This window comes from Sporosarcina saromensis (assembly GCF_054901285.1).
Genome location: NZ_CM142738.1, coordinates 1,382,864 through 1,403,686 on the forward strand (window position 1 = coordinate 1,382,864; position 20,823 = coordinate 1,403,686).

18 protein-coding genes and 1 riboswitch are annotated in these 20,823 nt (G+C 41.8%); of the genes, 8 read left to right on the top strand and 10 right to left on the bottom strand.

Annotation, left to right across the window (positions count from 1 at the left end; translation table 11 throughout):
• Positions 1–90: 90 nt before the first annotated feature.
• Together ACVHUV_RS06845 and ACVHUV_RS06850 are read left to right on the top strand one after the other, a co-directional pair.
• Entirely contained in the window at positions 91–606 is a 516-nt protein-coding gene (locus ACVHUV_RS06845; protein WP_371390619.1) for a hypothetical protein, read from the top strand.
• A 92-nt stretch (positions 607–698) separates the two neighbouring features.
• Positions 699–2,255 (top strand): ABC-F family ATP-binding cassette domain-containing protein, encoded by a 1,557-nt coding sequence (locus ACVHUV_RS06850; RefSeq protein WP_462086542.1) that lies wholly within the window; start codon positions 699–701, stop codon positions 2,253–2,255.
• Between the two features lie 529 nt (positions 2,256–2,784).
• Here the strand turns inward: ACVHUV_RS06850 and ACVHUV_RS06855 are convergent.
• Positions 2,785–4,008 (bottom strand): IS110 family RNA-guided transposase, encoded by a 1,224-nt coding sequence (locus ACVHUV_RS06855; RefSeq protein WP_371391898.1) that lies wholly within the window; start codon positions 4,006–4,008, stop codon positions 2,785–2,787.
• A 307-nt stretch (positions 4,009–4,315) separates the two neighbouring features.
• On the opposite strand from ACVHUV_RS06855, the gene ACVHUV_RS06860 reads away from it, so the two are divergent.
• Both ACVHUV_RS06860 and ACVHUV_RS06865 read left to right on the top strand, forming a co-directional pair.
• Positions 4,316–4,750 (top strand): DUF6526 family protein, encoded by a 435-nt coding sequence (locus ACVHUV_RS06860; RefSeq protein WP_462086543.1) that lies wholly within the window; start codon positions 4,316–4,318, stop codon positions 4,748–4,750.
• 35 nt (positions 4,751–4,785) lie between these two features.
• Positions 4,786–6,090 (top strand): MFS transporter, encoded by a 1,305-nt coding sequence (locus ACVHUV_RS06865; RefSeq protein WP_462086544.1) that lies wholly within the window; start codon positions 4,786–4,788, stop codon positions 6,088–6,090.
• 663 nt (positions 6,091–6,753) lie between these two features.
• On the opposite strand, the gene ACVHUV_RS06870 is transcribed toward ACVHUV_RS06865, so the two are convergent.
• Positions 6,754–7,572 carry a squalene/phytoene synthase family protein gene (locus ACVHUV_RS06870; protein WP_462086545.1) on the bottom strand — a complete coding sequence of 273 codons (819 nt, stop codon included), beginning with the start codon at positions 7,570–7,572 and terminating at the stop codon, positions 6,754–6,756.
• Between the two features lie 865 nt (positions 7,573–8,437).
• Between ACVHUV_RS06870 and ACVHUV_RS06875 the strand changes: the two genes are divergently transcribed.
• The 3 genes from ACVHUV_RS06875 to ACVHUV_RS06885 all read left to right on the top strand — a co-directional run bounded on the left by ACVHUV_RS06875 (position 8,438) and on the right by ACVHUV_RS06885 (position 10,023).
• Complete coding sequence (locus ACVHUV_RS06875) at positions 8,438–8,593, top strand: hypothetical protein (protein ID WP_462086546.1); 156 nt, start codon at positions 8,438–8,440, stop codon at positions 8,591–8,593.
• 211 nt (positions 8,594–8,804) lie between these two features.
• Positions 8,805–9,326: a methylated-DNA--[protein]-cysteine S-methyltransferase gene (locus ACVHUV_RS06880; RefSeq protein ID WP_462086547.1), complete on the top strand. Its 522-nt coding sequence runs from the start codon at positions 8,805–8,807 to the stop codon at positions 9,324–9,326.
• A gap of 139 nt (positions 9,327–9,465) precedes the next feature.
• Positions 9,466–10,023, top strand: coding sequence for an NADPH-dependent FMN reductase (locus ACVHUV_RS06885; RefSeq protein WP_371390627.1), 558 nt, complete (start codon positions 9,466–9,468; stop codon positions 10,021–10,023).
• A gap of 34 nt (positions 10,024–10,057) precedes the next feature.
• Here ACVHUV_RS06885 and ACVHUV_RS06890 read toward each other — a convergent pair whose 3' ends face one another.
• Entirely contained in the window at positions 10,058–10,408 is a 351-nt protein-coding gene (locus ACVHUV_RS06890; RefSeq protein WP_462086548.1) for a winged helix-turn-helix transcriptional regulator, read from the bottom strand.
• Positions 10,409–10,588: 180 nt separating this feature from the next.
• Here ACVHUV_RS06890 and ACVHUV_RS06895 point away from each other — a divergent pair, with 180 nt between their 5' ends.
• The gene (locus ACVHUV_RS06895; protein ID WP_462086549.1) at positions 10,589–11,776 is read left to right on the top strand and encodes a M20 metallopeptidase family protein; all 1,188 of its coding nucleotides are present in this window, start codon (positions 10,589–10,591) and stop codon (positions 11,774–11,776) included.
• A 380-nt stretch (positions 11,777–12,156) separates the two neighbouring features.
• Here the strand turns inward: ACVHUV_RS06895 and opp4C are convergent, their stop codons facing one another.
• The 7 genes from opp4C to ACVHUV_RS06930 form a co-directional block, all read right to left on the bottom strand.
• Positions 12,157–13,059: an oligopeptide ABC transporter permease gene (gene opp4C / locus ACVHUV_RS06900; protein WP_462086550.1), complete on the bottom strand. Its 903-nt coding sequence runs from the start codon at positions 13,057–13,059 to the stop codon at positions 12,157–12,159.
• Between the two features lie 14 nt (positions 13,060–13,073).
• Positions 13,074–14,039, bottom strand: coding sequence for an ABC transporter permease (locus tag ACVHUV_RS06905; protein WP_317946200.1), 966 nt, complete (start codon positions 14,037–14,039; stop codon positions 13,074–13,076).
• Positions 14,040–14,102: 63 nt separating this feature from the next.
• Positions 14,103–15,932, bottom strand: a complete 1,830-nt coding sequence (locus ACVHUV_RS06910) for a peptide-binding protein (RefSeq protein WP_462086551.1) — start codon at positions 15,930–15,932, stop codon at positions 14,103–14,105.
• 129 nt (positions 15,933–16,061) lie between these two features.
• The gene (locus tag ACVHUV_RS06915) at positions 16,062–17,102 is read right to left on the bottom strand and encodes an ABC transporter ATP-binding protein (RefSeq protein ID WP_462086873.1); all 1,041 of its coding nucleotides are present in this window, start codon (positions 17,100–17,102) and stop codon (positions 16,062–16,064) included.
• Positions 17,103–17,104: 2 nt separating this feature from the next.
• Positions 17,105–18,094 (bottom strand): ABC transporter ATP-binding protein, encoded by a 990-nt coding sequence (locus ACVHUV_RS06920; protein ID WP_371390632.1) that lies wholly within the window; start codon positions 18,092–18,094, stop codon positions 17,105–17,107.
• Positions 18,095–18,610: 516 nt separating this feature from the next.
• On the bottom strand, positions 18,611–19,360 hold the full coding sequence (locus tag ACVHUV_RS06925; protein WP_462086552.1) for a cyclase family protein: 750 nt from the start codon (positions 19,358–19,360) through the stop codon (positions 18,611–18,613).
• Positions 19,361–19,378: 18 nt separating this feature from the next.
• On the bottom strand, positions 19,379–20,509 hold the full coding sequence (locus ACVHUV_RS06930; protein WP_462086553.1) for a methionine biosynthesis PLP-dependent protein: 1,131 nt from the start codon (positions 20,507–20,509) through the stop codon (positions 19,379–19,381).
• 157 nt (positions 20,510–20,666) lie between these two features.
• Positions 20,667–20,772, bottom strand: a riboswitch (SAM riboswitch).
• Positions 20,773–20,823: the final 51 nt, after the last annotated feature.

Sequence of the window (20,823 nt, forward strand, 5' to 3'; positions counted from 1 at the left end):
AACGGCTACTGGATAGTCGTTTTTTTATGTTGTTTCTGTTATTTTCGATACAGTAGGTGCAAGGCATCAGAGAATTATGGAGGTGGTAACGTGTATGATCCGACGGTTTTTGATAATTTGAAAGTGGCGATTGAAAATCGAGTGTATGATTTGGATAATTTGGATCGGAAAATAAGGATTGTTAACCGAAAAGATCAGATGGATTTTGCCGTGTTGGCAAGACATTTTGCAATTCAATTTAGTCTCGTGCAGGAGCCGGAGTTGATGGCAGAAGTTGTATTGGAGGCTTCATTAGCTGAATTGGCCACTGAAATCTTGGAAACACCGGGTGGAAATCCGGGTTGTGTACTCAAGGTGCGCTTTTTAAAAACGATAGAACAGGTGGATCGACAGTGCCGAGCGATTGAAGAGACGATTCAAGCGATTTGGGAAGAGGATGTCCTGCTACATCAAACGCTAAGTTTTTCCTATAAGGATGAGGCAACGACTTATGCAAATCAAATAGAATTGACGTTCAAAACGAAAATTACTGAAGAACATATGAATGCCCTAGATGATTTTCTCGATCATGTATTAGGTACAATGCAAGTGCTATTGGATCAATAAAAGTATTTTCTATGATGATTGGGCTTAACACTATATAATATAGAAAAAACATGTATAGGTTTGACCTATACTGAAGGTAAAGGTGTACCACTATGGGTTTATTAACAGTGAAAAATTTAAGTCACGGTTTTGGTGATCGTGCAATATTTGACGATGTGTCTTTCCGGTTGTTACAAGGCGAACACATTGGGCTAATTGGTGCGAACGGGGAAGGGAAGTCCACGTTCATGAATATCATTACACGGAAACTAGAGCCAGATGCCGGGACTGTTACTTGGGCAAAACGTGTGCGTGTCGGCTATTTGGACCAGCATGTCGTGTTGAAGCAAGGCTTGAGTATCCGTGATGTATTACGGACAGCATTCCAGTACTTGTACGATGTTGAAGCGGAAATGAACAACCTTTTTGCAAAAATGGCCGAAGTAGACGCGGACGAATTGGAAAAATTGCTTGAAGAAACAGGCCAAATGCAAGATGAGCTGACAAACAATGATTTTTATATTATCGATTCCAAAGTGGATGAAGTAGCGAACGGGCTAGGTCTAGATGAATTCGGTCTAGATCGTGACGTAAACGATTTAAGCGGTGGACAACGTACGAAAGTGTTGCTCGGTAAATTGTTACTAGAAAAGCCGGACATCCTTTTACTGGACGAGCCTACAAACTACTTGGATGTCGAGCATATCGAGTGGCTTCGTAATTATTTATTGAACTATGATAATGCGTTCATTCTGATCTCGCATGATATTCCGTTTTTAAATAGTGTCATTAACTTAATTTATCATATGGAAAATCAGCAAATTACACGTTATCCAGGCGATTATGACGAATTTTTACGTGTGCATGAGATGAAAAAGCAACAAGTGGAAGCGGCATTTAAAAAGCAACAAAAGGAAATCGCCAATTTAAAAGACTTTGTTGCGCGTAACAAAGCAAACGCTGCAACGAGCCGGATGGCGATGTCCCGTCAGAAGAAGCTTGATAAGATGGAGATTATTGAACTCGATGCGGAAAAGCCGAAACCACAATTCGATTTTAAGCAAGCGCGGACGCCAGGCAGATATTTATTCCAAACGAAAGGGCTTGTTATTGGCTACGATGAACCATTGTCCAAAGAATTGGATCTCACGATGGAACGCGGACAAAAGATTGCGTTATCTGGTGCGAATGGAATCGGAAAAACGACACTACTCAAAAGTATACTTGGCGAAATTCCATCACTGGCGGGTTCTGTCGAGCTCGGTGAGCACTTGGAAATCGGGTATTTTGAACAGGAAAGCAATGCGGACAATAACCATACATGTCTAGAGGAAGTGTGGGAGGAATTTCCGCATTACACGCAATATGAAGTACGTGCAGCGTTGGCTAGATGCGGGCTGACGACGAAACATATTGAGAGTAAAGTGAAGGTATTAAGTGGTGGAGAACGAGCGAAAGTCCGGTTATGTAAATTAATGAACCGCGAAACAAACTTGCTCGTGTTGGACGAACCGACCAATCACCTTGACGTTGATGCGAAAACAGAATTAAAACGTGCACTAAAAGAATACAAAGGTAGTATTTTATTGATCTCACATGAACCGGATTTCTATGAAGGCGTCGTCACCGACATTTGGAACGGTGAGCAGTGGACGACTAAAATGTTTTAATAATGGATCGAGGCTGGGACATAACATAAAAAACTGCATTATGGCTAATTCGCCGTCATGCAGTTTTTTTTATTTTTCCAATGTTTCTTTTCAAATTCATCAGTGAATCGGAGCGGAAAAAGGCCGACTCCTGCGGGATTGTAGCGCGAATGTTGAGACCCCGCAGGGAAAGCCGTTACGCAGAACGGCTTTTGCGAGCAAAAGCGTAGCGTTGGGAGCAAGGATGCCTTAATTTCCGCAAAGTACGCAGAAATACGGCAAATCGAACTCTTCGTTGTTCGATTGGCTCAAGCGCGCCCCGCGGAAAGCGTGCCTTTTGGAGCGCAGAGTAACGGTCTATTTGAGTTTTGTCCAGCCTCATTTCTTACAATTAGTCAACCTTTTTAAAAGATTTATTTATACTTTCTAGGATGGTTAAGAGGGGCGGGATATCCCACCCCTCTTAACCGTCCTTTTTAGATACGCCAAAAAGACCTGACGATTTTAATTTTTTTCGAAAGGTCATTGTGGTATAGTTCTAGGTAAGTGATTACGATTTCTGAGCTGGTAGTGCGGACTCATAATCGTATAGAATGCCACACGTCAGTAACTGAAATGTCACTTTCAGAAACTTATTGATGCAGGCGATGATCGCAACCTTATGGGGCTTCCTCTGAGGTTGCTTTTTTAATTTGTAGTAATAATCCACAAAATGATTCGGCTTTCTTTTAGCCATAAGCATAGCGCATATCATAAAATATAGAATCTTCCGCAGATGTTTGTTTCCTCTTTTATTAATACGATCTCTATATTGTGTATTGCCCGACTGGTATCGCATAATATCGATGCCTGCGTAAGCGTTCAATTGTTTCGCATTCTTAAAGCGGCGAATATCTCCAATTTCTCCGATTAATCGGCATGCCGTCGAATCGCCTATACCCGGTATCGAGCGGTAAACAAGATATTCTTTTCGGCCTTCTGATAACTTTTTCATTTGTTTTATCAGTGTATCTTTCTTCTCCTTCAAGTCGGCAATTCGGGACGCGTAATCACGAACCTGGTCGCATCGAATATCATTCGGTTTGATGGCTGGATAGCTGTTTCGCGCTGCTTCCAATAGAACGGATGCTTTCGCTTCAGCTCGTGCCAACGAAAGGTTCTTTCTTGTATTAGCTTTTAAACGATTCTTAATGACCGTCTTTGAATGATCCAGTAAAAGTGCAGGATGCGGATAGAGCTGAACAATATTTAAGAACAGAGCTGAACTTGGTGTAATGAGCTTTTCTAATTCCGGGAAGCTAAGATGTAAAATAGAATGCATTCTGCTTTTCAGTAAAATCATTTCTTCATCAATTTCATCGTAATAACGCGTCAAGGCACGCATCTGTTCATAATAATCATCTTGGATATATGTATGTTTACGCGCCGCTTGGAAATGGGTCTTCGCAAGTTCATGGGCATCACTAAGATCTGTTTTATGCCGCCGCATCTTCGCCATCTGTAAATTGGCTTCAAGTGGATTCATGCGGCAATACGCATAGCCAAAATCTTTGAGAAATGTTTCGATAGGTTTTGAATAGACGCCGGTTGCTTCAAACACGATATCTGGTGCCTGGCCATCTACCTTTGTGATCTCTGCCATTCTTTCGTGCAATCGTTCAAATTCAACACGTGTATGATGAAATTCGCCTTCAAATTCACATTGGCGATAACCATCATAAATCGCAATCGTACTTTTTCCTTTACTCACATCTAAAGCTACGACATGTTTCATGTTCATTTCTCCTTCTTGACCAATCATAGAAGCCTCCACACTACCTTATCGATTCCACTTTCTTATACACGATCTCTATGGACCCAACATACTAAACTGATTCATATAAGGGCGTGAAGTTAGCCGGTTTTAAATACGGACTCAAAAGGTCCAAGAGGCTGGTCGGCTTTTCTTCACTTCTACTATAAAAAAATAGTAGCACAAACCATGGCCTTGGTTTGTACTACTAATGTTAGTATGTTTTTTTCGTCGCTATTCTAGTCATCCTCTAGTATAATACCCGTATAGGTATATGGAGGTGAGGAAAATGAAGGAACAATCTTATGCGAAACATACGAAATACCAGCCTCTTCAACATTTTGTCTGGTTACCGCTAAGTGTGATGCTGTTGCTTGGGACGCTTACATACTTCATTTATAGCACGATGAAAAGTGGCTTTATGGTCGAAAATTTGCTGTTGCTCGGGATTGTCGTTCTTGCGATCATTCCAGGCATGCTTGCTCGCATGTACGCAATACGCTTACAAGACCGACTCATACGAACAGAAGAGCAATTGAGGTATTTCATGTTGACGAATAAGCGACTTGACTCTCGCATAACGATGCAACAACTCATTGCTCTTCGATTTGCACAAGATGATCAGTTTGTAGAATTGGCGGAAAGAACAATTGCAGAAAACCTTTCACCTGCAACGATAAAAAGGGAAGTACAAACTTGGCGCGCCGACCATTTTCGTGTGTAAGTGTGCTATATTCAACATAAAGGGGGGGAGTGGCGTTGAGAAAAAGAAGTTCAGTTGACCTATCCTATTATGTGAACTCTGCAGAAGCACAACGCAAGCTGTATAAGCAATCATTGTTTGTAGTTGTAATGTCGCAAATATTTGGCGGCGCAGGACTCGCAGCAGGGATTACGGTAGGGGCGCTCATTGCGAAAGACATGCTCGGATCTGCAGGTTTTGCGGGTGTCCCGTCTGCATTGTTCACGTTAGGTTCTGCCCTAGCCGCATTACTCGTCGGCCGCATATCGCAACGGTTTGGTAGAAGATACGGATTGTCATTCGGGTTTATTGCCGGAGGAGTTGGTGCAATCGGTGTCATTGTTGCCACGACAATGAATAGCATAGTGTTATTATTTCTTTCATTATTTATCTATGGAGCAGGTACAGCGACCAATCTACAAGCACGTTACGCAGGTACTGATTTAGCTAGCGAGAAACAACGCGCGACAGCAATCAGCATCGCCATGGTTTCCACTACTCTTGGTGCGGTAGCTGGTCCAAACTTAGTAACTCCACTTGGTGAGTTTGCACAAATTTTTGGGATTCCTCCATTAGCGGGACCGTTCATGCTTGCTGCAACAGCCTATTTGTTAGCAGGCTTAACATTCTTGCTTTATTTACGACCTGATCCTTTTTTAGTTGCTAAAGCAATCGCCGCAGAGCAGGAGAAACAGGCAGCACGTGTCGCGAATGAAGGGCTCAAAGCAATGCAAAACAACGTAAATCGACTCGGCGTTGTTGTAGGGGCTATCATTCTCGTTCTATCACATATGATTATGGTAGCGATTATGACCATGACGCCTATCCATATGCAGAATCATGGAAGTGGATTATCGGCAGTTGGTATGATCATTGGCATGCACATTGCAGCAATGTATTTGCCGTCACTAGGGACTGGAATGCTTGTCGATAAAGTCGGCCGAACATTCATGGCCGTTGCTTCAGCGATTACGTTATCCATTGCAGGACTTACAGCAGCATATGCCCCAGGCGATTCGTTTGTTTGGTTAGCCATTGCCCTCATTTTGCTTGGGTTAGGATGGAACTTTGGTTTGATTAGTGGAACTGCCATCATCATCGACTCAACTAATCTAAAAACACGCGCCAAGACACAAGGCTCCGTCGATGTATACGTTGCTTTAGGCGGTTCAGCGGGAAGTGTATTATCGGGTATCGTTGTCGCCTACTCCAGCTACGCAGTGTTAGGATTAATCGGCATGTATCTATCAATATTACTTATTCCGCTCGTGTTATGGGCACGCTATAAAAGCCAGGTCCGCAAAAAGGTACTTGCTTCGTAAAGCATACAGTTTTAGTGAAGTTTGCAGTTTTCAACAATTGGTTTGGCAATGAATTGAATTGCCGATACAATTGTAAGAAAGAGCAGGCGTGTTGATTAACCAATTTGTGGGCTATAAGAATATCGAATTTTCCCTGTAATCCTTGATAAACACCGGATTTCTGCTTCAGCCTCGGTGAACAGCTGCTCTAACGCTACGCTTTTACTCGCAAAAGCTGTTCTGTGTGACAGCTCTCGCCGCCTTCTGCTCCAATCCTGATGAACGCTTTTTAAGTTGAAAGACAAATAAGTTGTCCCGCATAAGCTAGTTGGCTGGAGTGCAGGCGCCGACTCCTGCGGGGGAATAGCACGAATGGTGAGACCCCGCAGGGAGCAAAGCGGACGAGGAGGCTCACCCGTGCCCCGCGGAAAGCGTGCGCCGGAACGCAAGCCAACGGGTTCGAAGAAATCTACTTGTGAATAATTGGTTAATTAACACACCTGAAGAAAGAGATAAGGAAAGCTGGATTGACGGTGTTCAATTCAGCTTTCCTCTATTTTGTCGACCTAACTAATAATCTCCAAGACTTCCTCATCAACTGAAAAAACGCGTAAAAACAAGTTCAACAGCGAACTCGTTTCACGCGATTTCAACAAGCGTATACGATTCAGTTTAATCCCGTACTCAATCTTCAAGAATTGCAGCAACCGTAGATTCAACTTCTGTCCGGTTCATCTTTTCCCGACCGCTCTGTAATGCGGTTAACGTGCTCTTTGCAAGCGCTAACGGAATCTTACAGAACACTAAAATATTCTTCGTGTTAATCGACTTAATATATTCGTCAGCTTTAGCCAAATTTGTCTCTGCGTAGGCAAACATATCATCTCGCGTCCATCCGTCAGGGATAAAACGCACACCTCGATCCGCATCTTCCTCTTGATTGCGCAACATATTGACGGCTTGTAGACCGCGCCCGTAGCCAATTGCCAACTCACGATCCGTTTTTGTTCCGTCAAAAGCTTCCCATATGTCAGAAAGCATAACACCGACTAGACCTGCAACATAATATGTATAGTCGTCCAAGTCCTCTTTTGTTTTAATGTCAAATCCTTTACCGACCCACTGCGCCATGCCGTCTGCCATAATTCGTGTAGACTCTTTCACTTTTTCGAGCACTTCTACGGGACAGACTGTCAACCAATCACCGAGTCGTACTGTTACTTCAGGCAAGAGGGAACGGTAGGGTTGCAATAGTTTTTGGTAAGCTTCTTCGTTAAAAGGTCCCTCTAGCAGTTTACTCGTCGATTCAAGCAAATGTTGTTTCGCGTCAGGGTGCAGTTCCTCGTGATCTTCAATTTCATCAATTGCTCGCATACAAAGATAGGCTGATCCGACGGACTTCCGTAACGTAGGATTCAATAATTTTATGGGAATGTAAAAGGTGCGACTCGTTAATTTCAAAACATGCATGGCTTCTTTTTGTAATTTAGCTTCGTTCGTCAATGGAGATCCTCCTTCACTTTCTCGAAGTGCAAGTAATAAAGTACAGAACCGAGTGTTATTAGTATAATCATACACTAAACACAGAATGACGTGCCATTTTTTCGTTACAGAACAATGAAAATACCATTTTGTTCGCTAAACTCAAATTTGAGTGGTGGCAACTCAAGCAACGATTGATGGTAAAGTACATTTGCTCATCCATCGCTAGATCCTCTAGTCTAAAGTGTTTGCCTATGACATACAATTTGAATAACATTATATGTTGAGTTGATTTAGAAAAATAGTAAAAAAACCATTGACATGTACGATATGGTAATGGTATCCTCTAGAAGATAGATATTCTAACTCAGGAAGAGGAGGTACGGAACATGTTGAACTTCATTACAAGCAAACAAAACATCATAGATAATCCGTGCCGCAAAGCATCCTCTTTATAATATAAAGACTGCATAGAATGGCATGGTATGCCGTTCTTTTATATGAGCACACGCTTATGCAAAAGGCGTGTGCTTTTTTGTGTCTTTATTTTAATGAATATTCGATGTTCTCACGCAAATTGCGTGTAACATAAATACGATTTGAAAGGAGCGTTCAATATGATTGAACAACAAAGGAAGATTTTGACGAAAGAGTCTCTAGAAGGCGGATAGGTGAAGGAATTCCCTAACAATGTAAGAAAAATTAATGATAAGGAGGAAGCGAAAAATGATTTTTACAATTTTGCAAGCAGTAGAGAACAGGACCACAAAAACTAATAACCAGTGGGAATCGATAACAATGATGAGGTTTGAGAGACATGCACGACAGGTGGTATTCAGGCTGTAATCACGTTCTTTGATTTCTCACAATTGAGGAGAAATTGAATATGTATACAATAGACAGAGAAGTCATTCATAGACATATTGAAGAGATGAAAACTGAAATCGAACAATATCGTTTAGAAAAACGTTCAGTTGAAAAGAAAAAGAAGGAACGAAGAAAAGTTCCTTTCTGGACACTATTTTTTAGTTTTATGAATTGAATAAAGAGCTAGAACACCACTAGCGGCAATTATGGAAAAAGTGAAATTGAGCATGCTCAATTCACTTTTTTCTTTTTACGCTATTCAATGTCCAAAGCAAACCAGCCAACGCCCTAATCGGAAGTCTATTTCCTTAAGCAATCACTTCCGCTAGCGAACCATTTATGAGAATATAGAAAGACAAGGAAGTAGACAGAAAGAGGTGTATTGGATGGGGCAAACTACATTGTATTGGACGCTTTTACAACATAAGCAATGGGCGTTATATATGGCTGCCACCGATCAAGGACTTTGTTACATCGGTTCTCAAGGGGCTACGTTTGATGAATTGGCCAATTGGTCAAAACGACATTTTGAGGGCGTGAAGTGGGTTGAGGATGAAGCTGCATGTCATACGAGTGAAGTGATCGAGTATTTAGATGGTCAAAGAACAACGTTTGACCTACCTATTGACTTAAAAGGAACTACATTCCAACAGCAAGTTTGGAAAGTTGTACAAGATGTACCGTTTGGAGAGATTGTTTCGTACTCCGACATTGCACAGCGATTAGGTCGACCGTCTGCTGTTCGAGCTGTCGGGAGAGCAATTGGAGCAAATCCTGTCCTTTTCATCGTACCTTGTCATCGAATTCTCGCGAAGAACGGAAGTTTAACAGGGTTTCGTGGCGGTTTACCAATGAAAGAGCAGTTACTTCGTCTAGAAGGAATTGTACAATACTCTTCTTACATGTGATAGTATCTTTTTGTGTACTATGGTACTTTAAAGTGCGTACTTCAAAATCTAATCGACATACTCCATAATAAGAGTATACCTCTAGAGGAAGCGGAGATGCTAAGGAGAGGTACACTTAAAATTAAAGGAGAGTGTCATCATGACAATTACAGTTAAAGCAATTATCGGGAGCACAAGCTCGACATCATACAACTTGAAGTTAGTTGAATACTTACGTAAGAAATACGCGGGGGAAATGGATATCATTCCGGTTTTCATTAACGATGTGGAAATGTTTTCAGTGGATAGTGAACAAAATCCTCCAGCTAATGTTAAGCAATTCATGGAGAACGTGAGAGACGCAGACGCATTATTATTTGCCGTACCTGAATACAACTTCTCTATTCCAGGTGCATTAAAAAATGCAGTAGATTGGCTTTCTCGCAGTAATTTTGCGATTAAAGACAAACCGACATTCATCATTGGTTCTTCAATGGGGGTATTAGGCAGTGTCCGCGCACAAATCCATTTGCGTGAAATTCTTTCTAATCCAATGCTTTCTCCAAATATTTTACCGAATAATGAAGTATATATTGGATCGGTTCACGAGAAAATGAACGCAGAAGGTGAATTGACAGACCAACCGACGATTGATTTCCTTGATCTTGTCGTTAACAATTTCTTGGCTTTTTATAATAAAACAACTGTTTCTGCATAATGCTATGAAACAAAAGGAAAGGCTACCTCATCGATTAAGAGGTAGCCTTTTGTTGGCTTTTCGCTAATTGTTCTTTTCGAAGTGCATGGGCAGTACCCCATTCATTCATTGTCAACAATACGGACTGTAAGCTTTTTCCGTATTCGGAAATGGAATATTCCACTTTAGGTGGTACTTGTGGATAGACGACACGTTCAATGATATCTTCCTCTTCCAGTTCCCTCAGTTGCTTCGTTAACATTTTTTGTGTAATGCCAGGCATCAATCGCTTCAGTTCACTAAAACGTAAAGTGCCTTCCGAAAACAAATGTAGAAGAATAACCGGTTTCCACTTTCCAACGAGGATGCCTATTGCTTCTTCCACTTTGCACTGTTCTGCAGACATCGTATTCCCTCCAATGTTGTAGTATCTTTTTAATCTGTACTCCTATTATAATGCGCTATATGCATTTTTGCTATGGATGGAAATGGGTGAAACCGCGATTGGAGCGGATTTTTCCATCTTGAAAAAAAACTGTACCAAATTAGACGATGTGTGGGACAATGTGAAAAAGGAGGCATTCAGATGATCAATTTATTAAACGCAAGATACGATGAATTATATGATGAGTTGGTTCAAATCCGCAGACATTTCCACATGCATCCGGAGTTGTCAAATGAGGAAGTGGAGACACCTAAAAAAGTGGCAGAGTTTTTACGGAACCTCGGTATGGAAGTTCGAACAGAAGTAGGTGGAAGGGGCGTCGTCGGAATCCTAAAAGGTGCAAAACCGGGAAAGACTGTAGCGCTAAGGGCAGACTTTGACGCATTGCCGATTCAAGATGAAAAAAACGTCAGCTATAAATCAACAGTACCTGGGGTCATGCATGCGTGCGGACACGATTTACATACAGCAGCGTTACTAGGAGTTGCAAAAGTGTTGTCGGAGGTAAGAGAACAGCTACGAGGAACAATTATTTTCCTACACCAATTCGCAGAAGAAACGACACCTGGTGGAGCTCAATTTATGATTGAAGATGGGTGTCTTGACGGAGTGGATGTGATTTACGGAGCGCATGTCATGTCTACAATCCCGGTTGGTAAAGTAGAAGTCATGGAAGGCTATGCTTCATCAGCACAAGATGATTTTACAATTGAGATTTTTGGTAAAGGAGGACATGGCTCTTCGCCACATGAAACGATTGATCCGTTAGTGACAGGCAGTCAATTAGTCGTTAACCTTCAGCAAATCGTCAGTCGAAGGGTGAATCCTCAAAGGGCGGCAGCTGTTACAGTCGGCTCATTCCAAAGTGGACATGCAAACAATGTCATCCCTGATCGAGCGGTAATAAAAGGGACAGTTCGGACGTATGACGAGCAAGTGCGTGAAATGATTGAAGAGGCAATGAAACTTATTACGAAAACAACTTGTGAAGCTGCTGGTGCCACGTATTCCATTCACTATGAAAAAGATTGCCCTTCCATTTGGAACGATCCATCTGAAACGAAGCGTGTCGCACAAGTAGCTAAAGAATTGTTTGGTGAAGACCATGTCAGCTATGGAGAACCGATGATGGGAAGCGAAGATTTTGCTTACTATCAAAAGGTTGTAAAAGGAAGTTATTTTCTAGTTGGCGGACGTAACCCAGAGCTACATGCAACCTATCCTCACCACCATCCGATGTTTGACGTGGATGAGCGGTCAATGGCGTATATCGGAAAAGTATTCATCGGAACGGTTCTAAATTTTATGAATGATGACCTCAATGGTTGAACGATAGATTCGTGTAAATTGCGTTTTTATCCAACGTGTGGTTTTGTTTGAAGAGCATTCAGAACATATCTTGTGATTCTAAAGCCCTGAAATGTTCATTAGAATTGTGAAAGTGATTGATAGAACTCTCGAAGTGATTGATAGAATTTTTAAAGTGATTGATAGAACTCTCAAAGTGATCGATAGAACTACCGTAGTGATGAATAAAAGAAACAGAATCATGAGGCTTGAAACACATCAAGTGGACATCGAATAGTATTCTTTCTCCTATATAACTAGACACATTCCAAAAAAACACAAAAAACCGCATGGATCAAGTTACATCACTTAATCCATGCGGCTTTTTCTGTTCGATCTTTCAACCATGAAGACGAATTCGTTTACCGTCGATCGCTCTTCGGGTCGAATGCATCCCTTAATCCATCCCCGATAAAGTTAATGCTAAGAACGGTAAGAAGAATGGCTAGACCCGGAGGAATCCAAGCTTCAGGATGATAACGTAAAATTCGTAAGCCTTGTGCTTCTGAGATGATATTCCCCCATGTTGGTGTCGGTTGAGGGATTCCCATTCCGATAAAGCTTAAACCGGATTCGACGATAATCATGGCTGCCATTAACAAGGTGGCGTTTACAATGATTGGGCCGATTGCGTTCGGTAAGAAGTGACGGAAGATAATTCTAAAATCACTTGCACCAATCGCCCTCGCTCCAAGAACAAATTCCTGTTCACGTAACGAGAGGAATGTTCCTCGAATGATTCTGGATAACGTCGGCCAACTTGTAACGGCGATAATGACAACAAACAGGCCGATCGTCACTTTCTTTAGAAGGGCTATGATTGTCAAAGCCAAAACAAGAAACGGTAGTGCAAGAAACAAATCGGTAATCCGCATGATAATATTATCGATTTTGCCTCCATAGTAACCGCTTAATGTACCAAAAATCATGCCAAGTAATACGGTGAACACCATTGTGCTAATGCCGATTGTCAGTGACACCCGTGCGCCGTACAATAATCTAGCGAAATTATCTCGCCCAGAGCTATCTGTCCCGAGAATATGTTCTTTACTTGGCTTTTGCTCCACCTTTAGCAAATTATGCTCTTTCGGATCATGGTCGGTTAACAGCGGCGCGAAAACAGCAGATCCAATAATAATGGTTAACACAATCATCCCGGCAATCGCCAATTTATTTTTCAAAAATCGTTGTAAGGATAATTGGAATGGACTTCGATGTTTTCGTGTATTTCCAATCGAGACATCCTGTTCATTTACTGATTGCATATTCTCTCACCACCTTAGTCATAGCGAATCCTCGGATCTACGATGCTATAAAAGATATCTGCTAACAAATTCCCGACTAATATGGCAACACCAAGCAACAATGTAATTGCCATGACGACAGGATAGTCCCGGTTAATGACAGAGCCAATGAAAAGCGTGCCAATGCCAGGGAAGTTGAAAACTTGTTCCGTTATAATGGCGCCACCAAGCAACGGACCTAGTTCCATACCAAGTAATGTAATGACCGGAATGAGTGCATTGCGAAGTGTGTGCTTATACAAAACGTTATTAGGCGACATCCCTTTCGCTTTTGCTGTCCGGATAAAATCGCTACCAAGAACGTCCATCACTTCAGAACGCATATAACGCATATAGCTCGCTGTACTTGCTAACCCAAGTGTCAATCCGGGTAAAATCATATGATGGATGCGGTCTTTGAATTCAGCAAATCCTGTTAACTTATTGGAAGAGAGTGTTCCTTGAGCAGGAAACCATCCGAGTTTAATCGAAAATAAATAAATGACGACGAGACCGAAGAAGAAGTTCGGTACAGCAAGACCAAAAAATCCAAACGTCGTCGATCCATAATCCAACAAGGAGTATGGGTGGCGTGCAGAGTAAATCCCTATTGGAATTGCAACGAGTAGAGTGATGAACAGTGCGAAAAGCCCTAAGTAAACGGTATTTAAAAAGCGCTCTTGTATGAGGCTTTCCACAGAACGTCCTTTATACGCGATTGACTCACCAAAACTACCTTGCAAGATTTTACCCGCCCACATCGCATATTGTACGGGTATAGGTTTGTCCAAACCAAGCTCAGCACGTTGTTTTTCATATACTTCCATACCGACTTCAGGGTCTAAAATCTTACCAGAGAAAGGATCCCCAGGAGCAGCTTTTGCCAAGCCGAAAACGATGATGGACAATGCAAGTAACATCGGGATGAATTGTAAGAAACGTCTAATGATATATTGATACATTCGATTTCCCCCTAGGAAGGAAGAGAGTATACAATTTGCGTATACTCTCCAATTCCATTCATGTTATTCCGCGTCGTTTACCCACCATTCATGAGAATCTTGATACATGGATTGTGGAAGAACTTTAATTCCTTGAATGCGGTCATTGTAAGCCCATAGGCTGTTTTGTGCATAGAGGAGTAACGCAGGCAATTCTTCAGAGAAATGTTTTTGCCATTCAGCATAGACTTCCGTTCTGAACGCTTGATCGAAAGCTTCAGGTGCTTTAACAGCTTTTTGCATAAGTTCCTCTGATGTAGGGCTGTTCCAACGAGAGAAGTTATAGCCAGCTCTTGTAGCCCATAGACCTGATGGATCTGGATCGGTACTGCTCAAGCTCCAACCAATTAGGTAAAGATCCCAATCTGTATTGTCGTTTGTTAAGCCAGGAACGTATACGGACATTTCTGCTGGTTGACGCAAGTTCACTTTAATACCAGCTTTCTCTAAATCAGATTGGATAATTGGTGCAGAACGCTCACGCAATTCATTACCTGTTGGGTAGTCAAGATTTAACACCCACTCGTTGCCATCCGGATCCTCACGGAAACCGTCTCCGTTTGCATCTACATAACCTAGCTCATCCAAGATGGATTTTGCTTTTTCTACATCGTAATCATAGGATGTTGCTGCGGATTCATCGTACGCCCACATTTGTTGAGCGATTGGCGAATTGATCGGTTGACCGCGTCCGTGTAGTAAACCTTCACCATGCCCACTTCCGACAAGACCTTGGCGGTTGACAGCATGAGCAATCGCTTGACGCACTTTCGGGTCAGCCAACTTTTTGTTCGGTACCCAATTGTCTGGATTTATTGTTCCAGATTCAACGTCAGCAGTCGTTCTGTGATTCAACTTGAAGCCCATCAGTTGGTAACCAAAATCGGCTTGTTCAATGATTTCGATATTCCCGAAATCAGCAACAATATCATGGTCAGCTGGAGCGATTCCTCCTGGGCTTGCAACGAAATCGATTTCACCTTTCTCGAGCAATCCAATCATGACGGACTGTGCAATAACTTTCCAGACAATGCTATCAAGGTGAGGTGCACCTTGCCAGTAGTCATCGTTGCGATCAAGGATATATTGTTCACGCTCTACCATATCCGTGAATTTAAATGGTCCAGTACCAATTACTTTGCCAGGCTCTTTAGACTCAGCAGCTTCAGGGATATCTTTTACAGCCATTGAGCCGAAAATATGCTCAGGGATGATTGGGAAACTTGCATAGTAAAGTGGAGATACGTTTGGCTCAGCAAACTTAAATGTTACTTTATAGTCTCCATCTGCAACTACCCCTTCAAAAGTATCTGTTTCCCCAGATTGGTAGGCTTCGTAGCCAAGTAATGGAGCGACATAATTGACACGTACTCCACCTGCGTTTTCGTATTCAGGATCGGACATCGCTTTGTATGTGTAGACGACATCATCAGCTGTGAAATCCTCACCATCGTGCCATTTAACGCCTTCTTTTAAGAAGAACGTAATTTCTGTTTGGTCATCATTTAATTCCCATTTCTCTGCAAGACTTGGAATGAACTCAAGTTTATCGTTTTGTGTTACTAATCCTTCGTGTGTGAAATCTAGAATGTTTGCTTCATAAGCTTCTTCATAGAAAATTGGATTGAACATGCCCGTAGGTGCCGAGTACATAGCCCCGGTAATTGTTCCACCTTTTTTGGGACCGTCATCCGTTGCTTCATCTCCATCCTTATTCTCATCCACTTCCGTTGAATCTGGCTCATTATTATCAGTTGGTTTGGCATCACCGTCTTTGTTACATGCAGCAAGAATCATTCCTACCATCAACACTAAAATGAGTAGCGCAAATCGGTGTTTAAAATGTTTCAACAAATTAGTATCCCCCTTTGTTTTCGATAGTTGTAAAACGAATGAAACCTTGAAACTTTGTCGCGGCCATCACCCCCCTAAATTTTCATGCTGTTAATGAATTAGATACTTCTCCACAAAGACACAGATGCTTCAGTATATATATTGCTCACTATATAAATGACAAGCGACAAAATGGTCCTTTTCCACTTCCATTAGTTCTGGCCTGTCAATGGCACATCGGTCATGCGCTTTTGGGCACCTTGTTCTGAACGTGCAGCCCGAAGGCGGGTTTGCTGGACTCGGTAAATCCCCGGATAGCTTTATTTTCTCCCGTACGGATGATGGATCTGCATGCAAGTCGATAACCGGAATGGAAGATAGTAGAGCTTGTGTGTAAGGATGCAATGCGTTTTCGTATAGTTGCTTTTTGGGCGCAATTTCAGTGAAACGCCCTAAATACATGACAGCGACCCGATCACTAATATGCTTGACGACACTCAAGTCATGGGCAATAAACAAATACGTGAGACCTAAGTCGTCTTGTAAATCTTTCATCAAGTTCAGTACTTGGGCTTGAATGGATACATCCAATGCGGATACCGGTTCGTCACAAATAACAAACTTCGGATTTAACACAAGCGCTCGAGCAATACTGATTCGTTGACGTTGTCCACCAGAAAATTCATGCGGATACTTTTGTAAATCATCTTTCCGCAAACCTACCTTCTGGATGACCTCAACAACTTTTTGTTTCCTTGCAGACTTGGCTAACTTTCCTTGTACAATCAAAGGTTCTTCAATGAGTTGTTCTACACTCATTTTGGAATTCAATGACGCAAAAGGATCTTGAAACACCATTTGCATATCTTCCCGAAACGGTCGTATTTGTCGTTGACTTAACGTAGTAATATCAGTTTGATTAAAAATAATTTGTCCCTCTGTTGGATCCAGCAACCTGATAAGAACACGACCAAGCGTAGACTTACCTGAACCAGATTCGCCAACGATCCCGAGTGTTTCACCTTTACGAATTGTGAAGGATACATCATCCACTGCCTTCAACTGACCAATGGTCTTCTTTATTACACCACCCTTGATCGGAAAATATTTTTTCACATTGTGTACTTCCACCAAATTGTCTTCAGAAAGTAATTGCTGTCCATCTCCAACCGAATGCTGTTTTGTCACCATTGTCATTTGCTGTTCACCTCTTCTTCGTAAAGATGGCATCGGACATAATGATCCTTCGCATATTCCAACAACTCTGGGTTTGTCTGCCTGCATTTATCCATTACAAATGGACATCGGGTAGAAAAACGACAGCCGACAGGAAAATTATAGGCTGCAGGGACGGTGCCTTTAATTGTTCCTAATCGTTCAACATCTTCATCAAGCTTCGGCAAACTACTTAATAGCCCTTGTGTATAAGGGTGTTTCGTCAATGACAGCAATTGCTTCGTTGGTGCTTGTTCCACAATTTGTCCACCATACATGACGATGACCCGATCAGAATACTCATATACGACGCCTAAATCATGTGTGATTAAGAGAAGTGCCATATTGTACTTTTTTTGCATTTCAAACAGTAAATCTAGTATTTGCGCTTGAATGGTGACATCTAAAGCGGTTGTCGGTTCGTCTGCGATAATTAGCTCCGGTTCACATGAAATTGCCATCGCAATCATGACACGCTGTCGCATTCCGCCTGACAGTTGATGTGGATATTCTTTGATGATTTCCTCGGGGCGGGGGATACCGACGATTCGTAACAACTCAATCGCCTTTTGTTGCGCGATTTGCTTAGACACTTTCTTGTGCTTTCGGATCATCTCAGTGATTTGATTGCCAATTGTAAAAACAGGATTCAACGCAGTCATCGGTTCCTGAAAAATCATGCCGATATGATTTCCACGAATTGACGTCATCTGCTTCTGTTTCAACGTGAGGAGATTCCGATCTTTTACGTGAATACTCCCGTCTACTATACGACCAGGTTTGTTAATGAGCTGCATAATGGAAAGTGCAGTAATACTCTTCCCACTGCCTGACTCACCAACAATCGCAACGGTTTCTCCAGGAAATACAGAAAAACTGACATCATCGACGGCTTTTGCAACCAAATCTTGATCTAAATAAAAATACGTTTTTAACTTCTGGACATCCAATACCGGCTCACTACTCATACAGACACTCCATTCCAGTTCCTTTTAGTCATGCTCTTCAGTCTAGGAAACAAGAGATTTACAAATCTATCAATAAATTAATCAGATAATTATATACAATGCTAATGATAAGAAACAGAATTGTCAATGTTTTATTTAGTAAAATATTGTAAGGTGTAGTAAAACGCTGTCGATTTTTGTAGTTTTAGGAATTTGTTTCGCGAGAGGTAATTTACGAGTGGCGAAATAGATTGAGTAGTTCATGGAGTTTTTTTAGAATCACATTTTTTTGAATCGCGACAGAAGGAGTGCTGCAAGCAAAAAAACGTATGCCCGCAGAATAATCAAGCGGCTACAGGCTCCTATATAGCAGGGAATATAGGAAACGGGGAAATAATAAAACCGCATACCTCAGAAATGGTACATCTCTGATGCATGCGGTATTAATAGTGACGGAGCTTTGTTAAATTATAAGGAGTAGCCTAATTTATACAGGTTGGCTTATGTTCCGACCGCTTATACTATTGACTAACTGTATTAAGGCAAAATCGCAAAAGAGCGGACAGGGAATCCAGATGCTTTTTCTGGTTTTGGAACAATATTAAAAATGACTGCACCTTTCGCTGGTACTTTATCCAAGTTCGTCAATAATTCAATTTGGTACGTGTCTTGTTCTAATACATAATATTCACCTTCAAGACTACCTTTTTCACGGAAATCTGCTGCCGAATCCGTATCAAATGTTTCGTGTCCAATCGCTTTTACGTTCCGTTCTTCAAAAAGGAACTTCAGTGCATCGAGTCCCCAACCCGGGATGCGATTATTGCCATTAGCGTCTTTGTTGTTAAAGGCTACATGATCCGGCCAACGTTTACTCCAATCCGTACGTAACGCTACAAATGTTCCTCCTTCAATTCTTCCATATGTTGCTTCAAAATCAAGGATATCTTGAACACTGCAGGTGAAATCATGATCAGCCTCAGCTTTCTTTGATTGATCGATGACGACTAGCGGCAAGACGAGTTCTTTTAATCCAAGTTCATCTAAATAGCGAGTATCGCGTACGAAGTGTATGGGTGCGTCGATATGAGTCCCGTACTGCCCAGGAAATGAGAATTTTTGCGCGAAAAAGCCGTCATCATGCGTAAAAAGAGTTTCAAATTTCGCATCCTCAAACATGAAAAAATGAGGGGAGTCAGGACCGAAAGAGTGGGTTAGATCCACCCATTCTTTGCTCTTAAGAAGTTGAAGTGCAGCTTGGAGTTCATTTGTCGTTTGTACAGTCATTTCAATCACTCTCTCTCATTAGGTAGTCAAAATAGGTACTAATCGGGAAGCGGTCTTCAGTGCTTGTTTAAAATCGGCAATCAAGTCCTCTGCCTCTTCCAGTCCAACAGAAAAACGCAACAAACTCTTGTCAACGCCCCGTTTCTCCCGTTCTTCCTCAGGAATATCAGCGTGCGTCTGGGTTGTCGGATAGGTAATGAAACTCTCTACACCTCCTAAACTTTCAGCAAACGTAATTAGACGTAAGTTTTCCAAAAACGGTCCCACCCAACTACTTTCTTGTAGACGGAATGATAGCATGCCACCTTTACCTGCATACAAGACGTCAGTTACCAATGGCTCGTTTTGCAAATACGTTACAAGTGCTTTTGCATTCGCATCATGTTGCTTCATCCGGACATGTAACGTTTTTAGCCCACGGACGACGAGCCAAGAATCGAATGGAGAAAGCGTTGCACCGATAGCATTATGATTCTCCCCTAACCGTTGGCAAAGAGATTCTCCTTTAGCGACAACAAGACCGGCAAGAACATCATTATGTCCACCGATATATTTTGTTGCGCTATGAATGACGATATCGGCACCCAGGTCAATCGGCTTTTGGTAATAAGGCGTTAAGAATGTATTATCCACAATTAGCAATAAGTTGTGTTTTCGAGCGAGTTTTGCATAATGTTCAATGTTAATTTCTACCATCAGTGGATTTGTCGGTGTTTCAATGAACAACGCTTTTGTTTGACTGGTTACTAGTTTCTCCGTTTCTTCAACTGAGGCAAATGCCGTGTACGTCGTTTGGATTCCGTACAATTTTTCATACTGGTCAAATAGACGGTATGTGCCTCCGTATAGATCATCTGGAGCAATAATCGCATCTCCAGATTTGAATAACGAGAGGACGAGTTGAATAGCAGCCATCCCTGAACTGCATGCAAAACCTGCATCCCCGTTTTCCAGGTCAGCAATCCCTTCCTCCAGTATCGTCCGTGTAGGGTTCTTTGTGCGGGTGTAGTCATAACCGGTCGACTGTCCAAGACCATCATGTTTGTAAGCAGTCGATAAATAGATCGGAGGGTTAATCGCGCCAGTTTTCTTATCACTTCCATTCCCTAATTGCACAAGTTTTGTATGTATACTTTGTTCTGTCAACATGCCCATCTCCTCTGTTTTTTTGTCTAAGTTTTGTTTTACGAGTTGAATGAAATCCACTAGTCTGCTAGCAATACATTGCATACCAGCACAAGCTCGTTCATTAAAAAAAGACCTCATCCGTAATAAGAAGAGGCCTTCAACAAAGTTGAAATCAATCTTCTTATCTTCAAGACGTATACGCCTTTTGGAATTAGCACCATACCAAAGTCGGGCTGGTTGCTGAGACGTCAACGGGCCAATCCCTCGGTCTCTCTTGATAAGAATAAAAAATATGGAATTGTTTTAAAAATTACATAACTAAAGTTATCATGATT

Coding starts and splice junctions, on each gene's coding strand:
- ACVHUV_RS06850 (WP_462086542.1), top strand. CDS start 699: ATGGGTTTATTAACAGTGAAAAATTTAAGTCACGGTTTTGGTGATCGT.
- ACVHUV_RS06855 (WP_371391898.1), bottom strand. CDS start 4,008: ATGAAACATGTCGTAGCTTTAGATGTGAGTAAAGGAAAAAGTACGATT.
- ACVHUV_RS06860 (WP_462086543.1), top strand. CDS start 4,316: ATGAAGGAACAATCTTATGCGAAACATACGAAATACCAGCCTCTTCAA.
- ACVHUV_RS06875 (WP_462086546.1), top strand. CDS start 8,438: ATGTATACAATAGACAGAGAAGTCATTCATAGACATATTGAAGAGATG.
- ACVHUV_RS06880 (WP_462086547.1), top strand. CDS start 8,805: ATGGGGCAAACTACATTGTATTGGACGCTTTTACAACATAAGCAATGG.
- ACVHUV_RS06885 (WP_371390627.1), top strand. CDS start 9,466: ATGACAATTACAGTTAAAGCAATTATCGGGAGCACAAGCTCGACATCA.
- ACVHUV_RS06890 (WP_462086548.1), bottom strand. CDS start 10,408: ATGTCTGCAGAACAGTGCAAAGTGGAAGAAGCAATAGGCATCCTCGTT.
- ACVHUV_RS06895 (WP_462086549.1), top strand. CDS start 10,589: ATGATCAATTTATTAAACGCAAGATACGATGAATTATATGATGAGTTG.
- opp4C (WP_462086550.1), bottom strand. CDS start 13,059: ATGCAATCAGTAAATGAACAGGATGTCTCGATTGGAAATACACGAAAA.
- ACVHUV_RS06905 (WP_317946200.1), bottom strand. CDS start 14,039: ATGTATCAATATATCATTAGACGTTTCTTACAATTCATCCCGATGTTA.
- ACVHUV_RS06915 (WP_462086873.1), bottom strand. CDS start 17,102: ATGGTGACAAAACAGCATTCGGTTGGAGATGGACAGCAATTACTTTCT.
- ACVHUV_RS06920 (WP_371390632.1), bottom strand. CDS start 18,094: ATGAGTAGTGAGCCGGTATTGGATGTCCAGAAGTTAAAAACGTATTTT.
- ACVHUV_RS06925 (WP_462086552.1), bottom strand. CDS start 19,360: ATGACTGTACAAACGACAAATGAACTCCAAGCTGCACTTCAACTTCTT.
- ACVHUV_RS06930 (WP_462086553.1), bottom strand. CDS start 20,509: ATGTTGACAGAACAAAGTATACATACAAAACTTGTGCAATTAGGGAAT.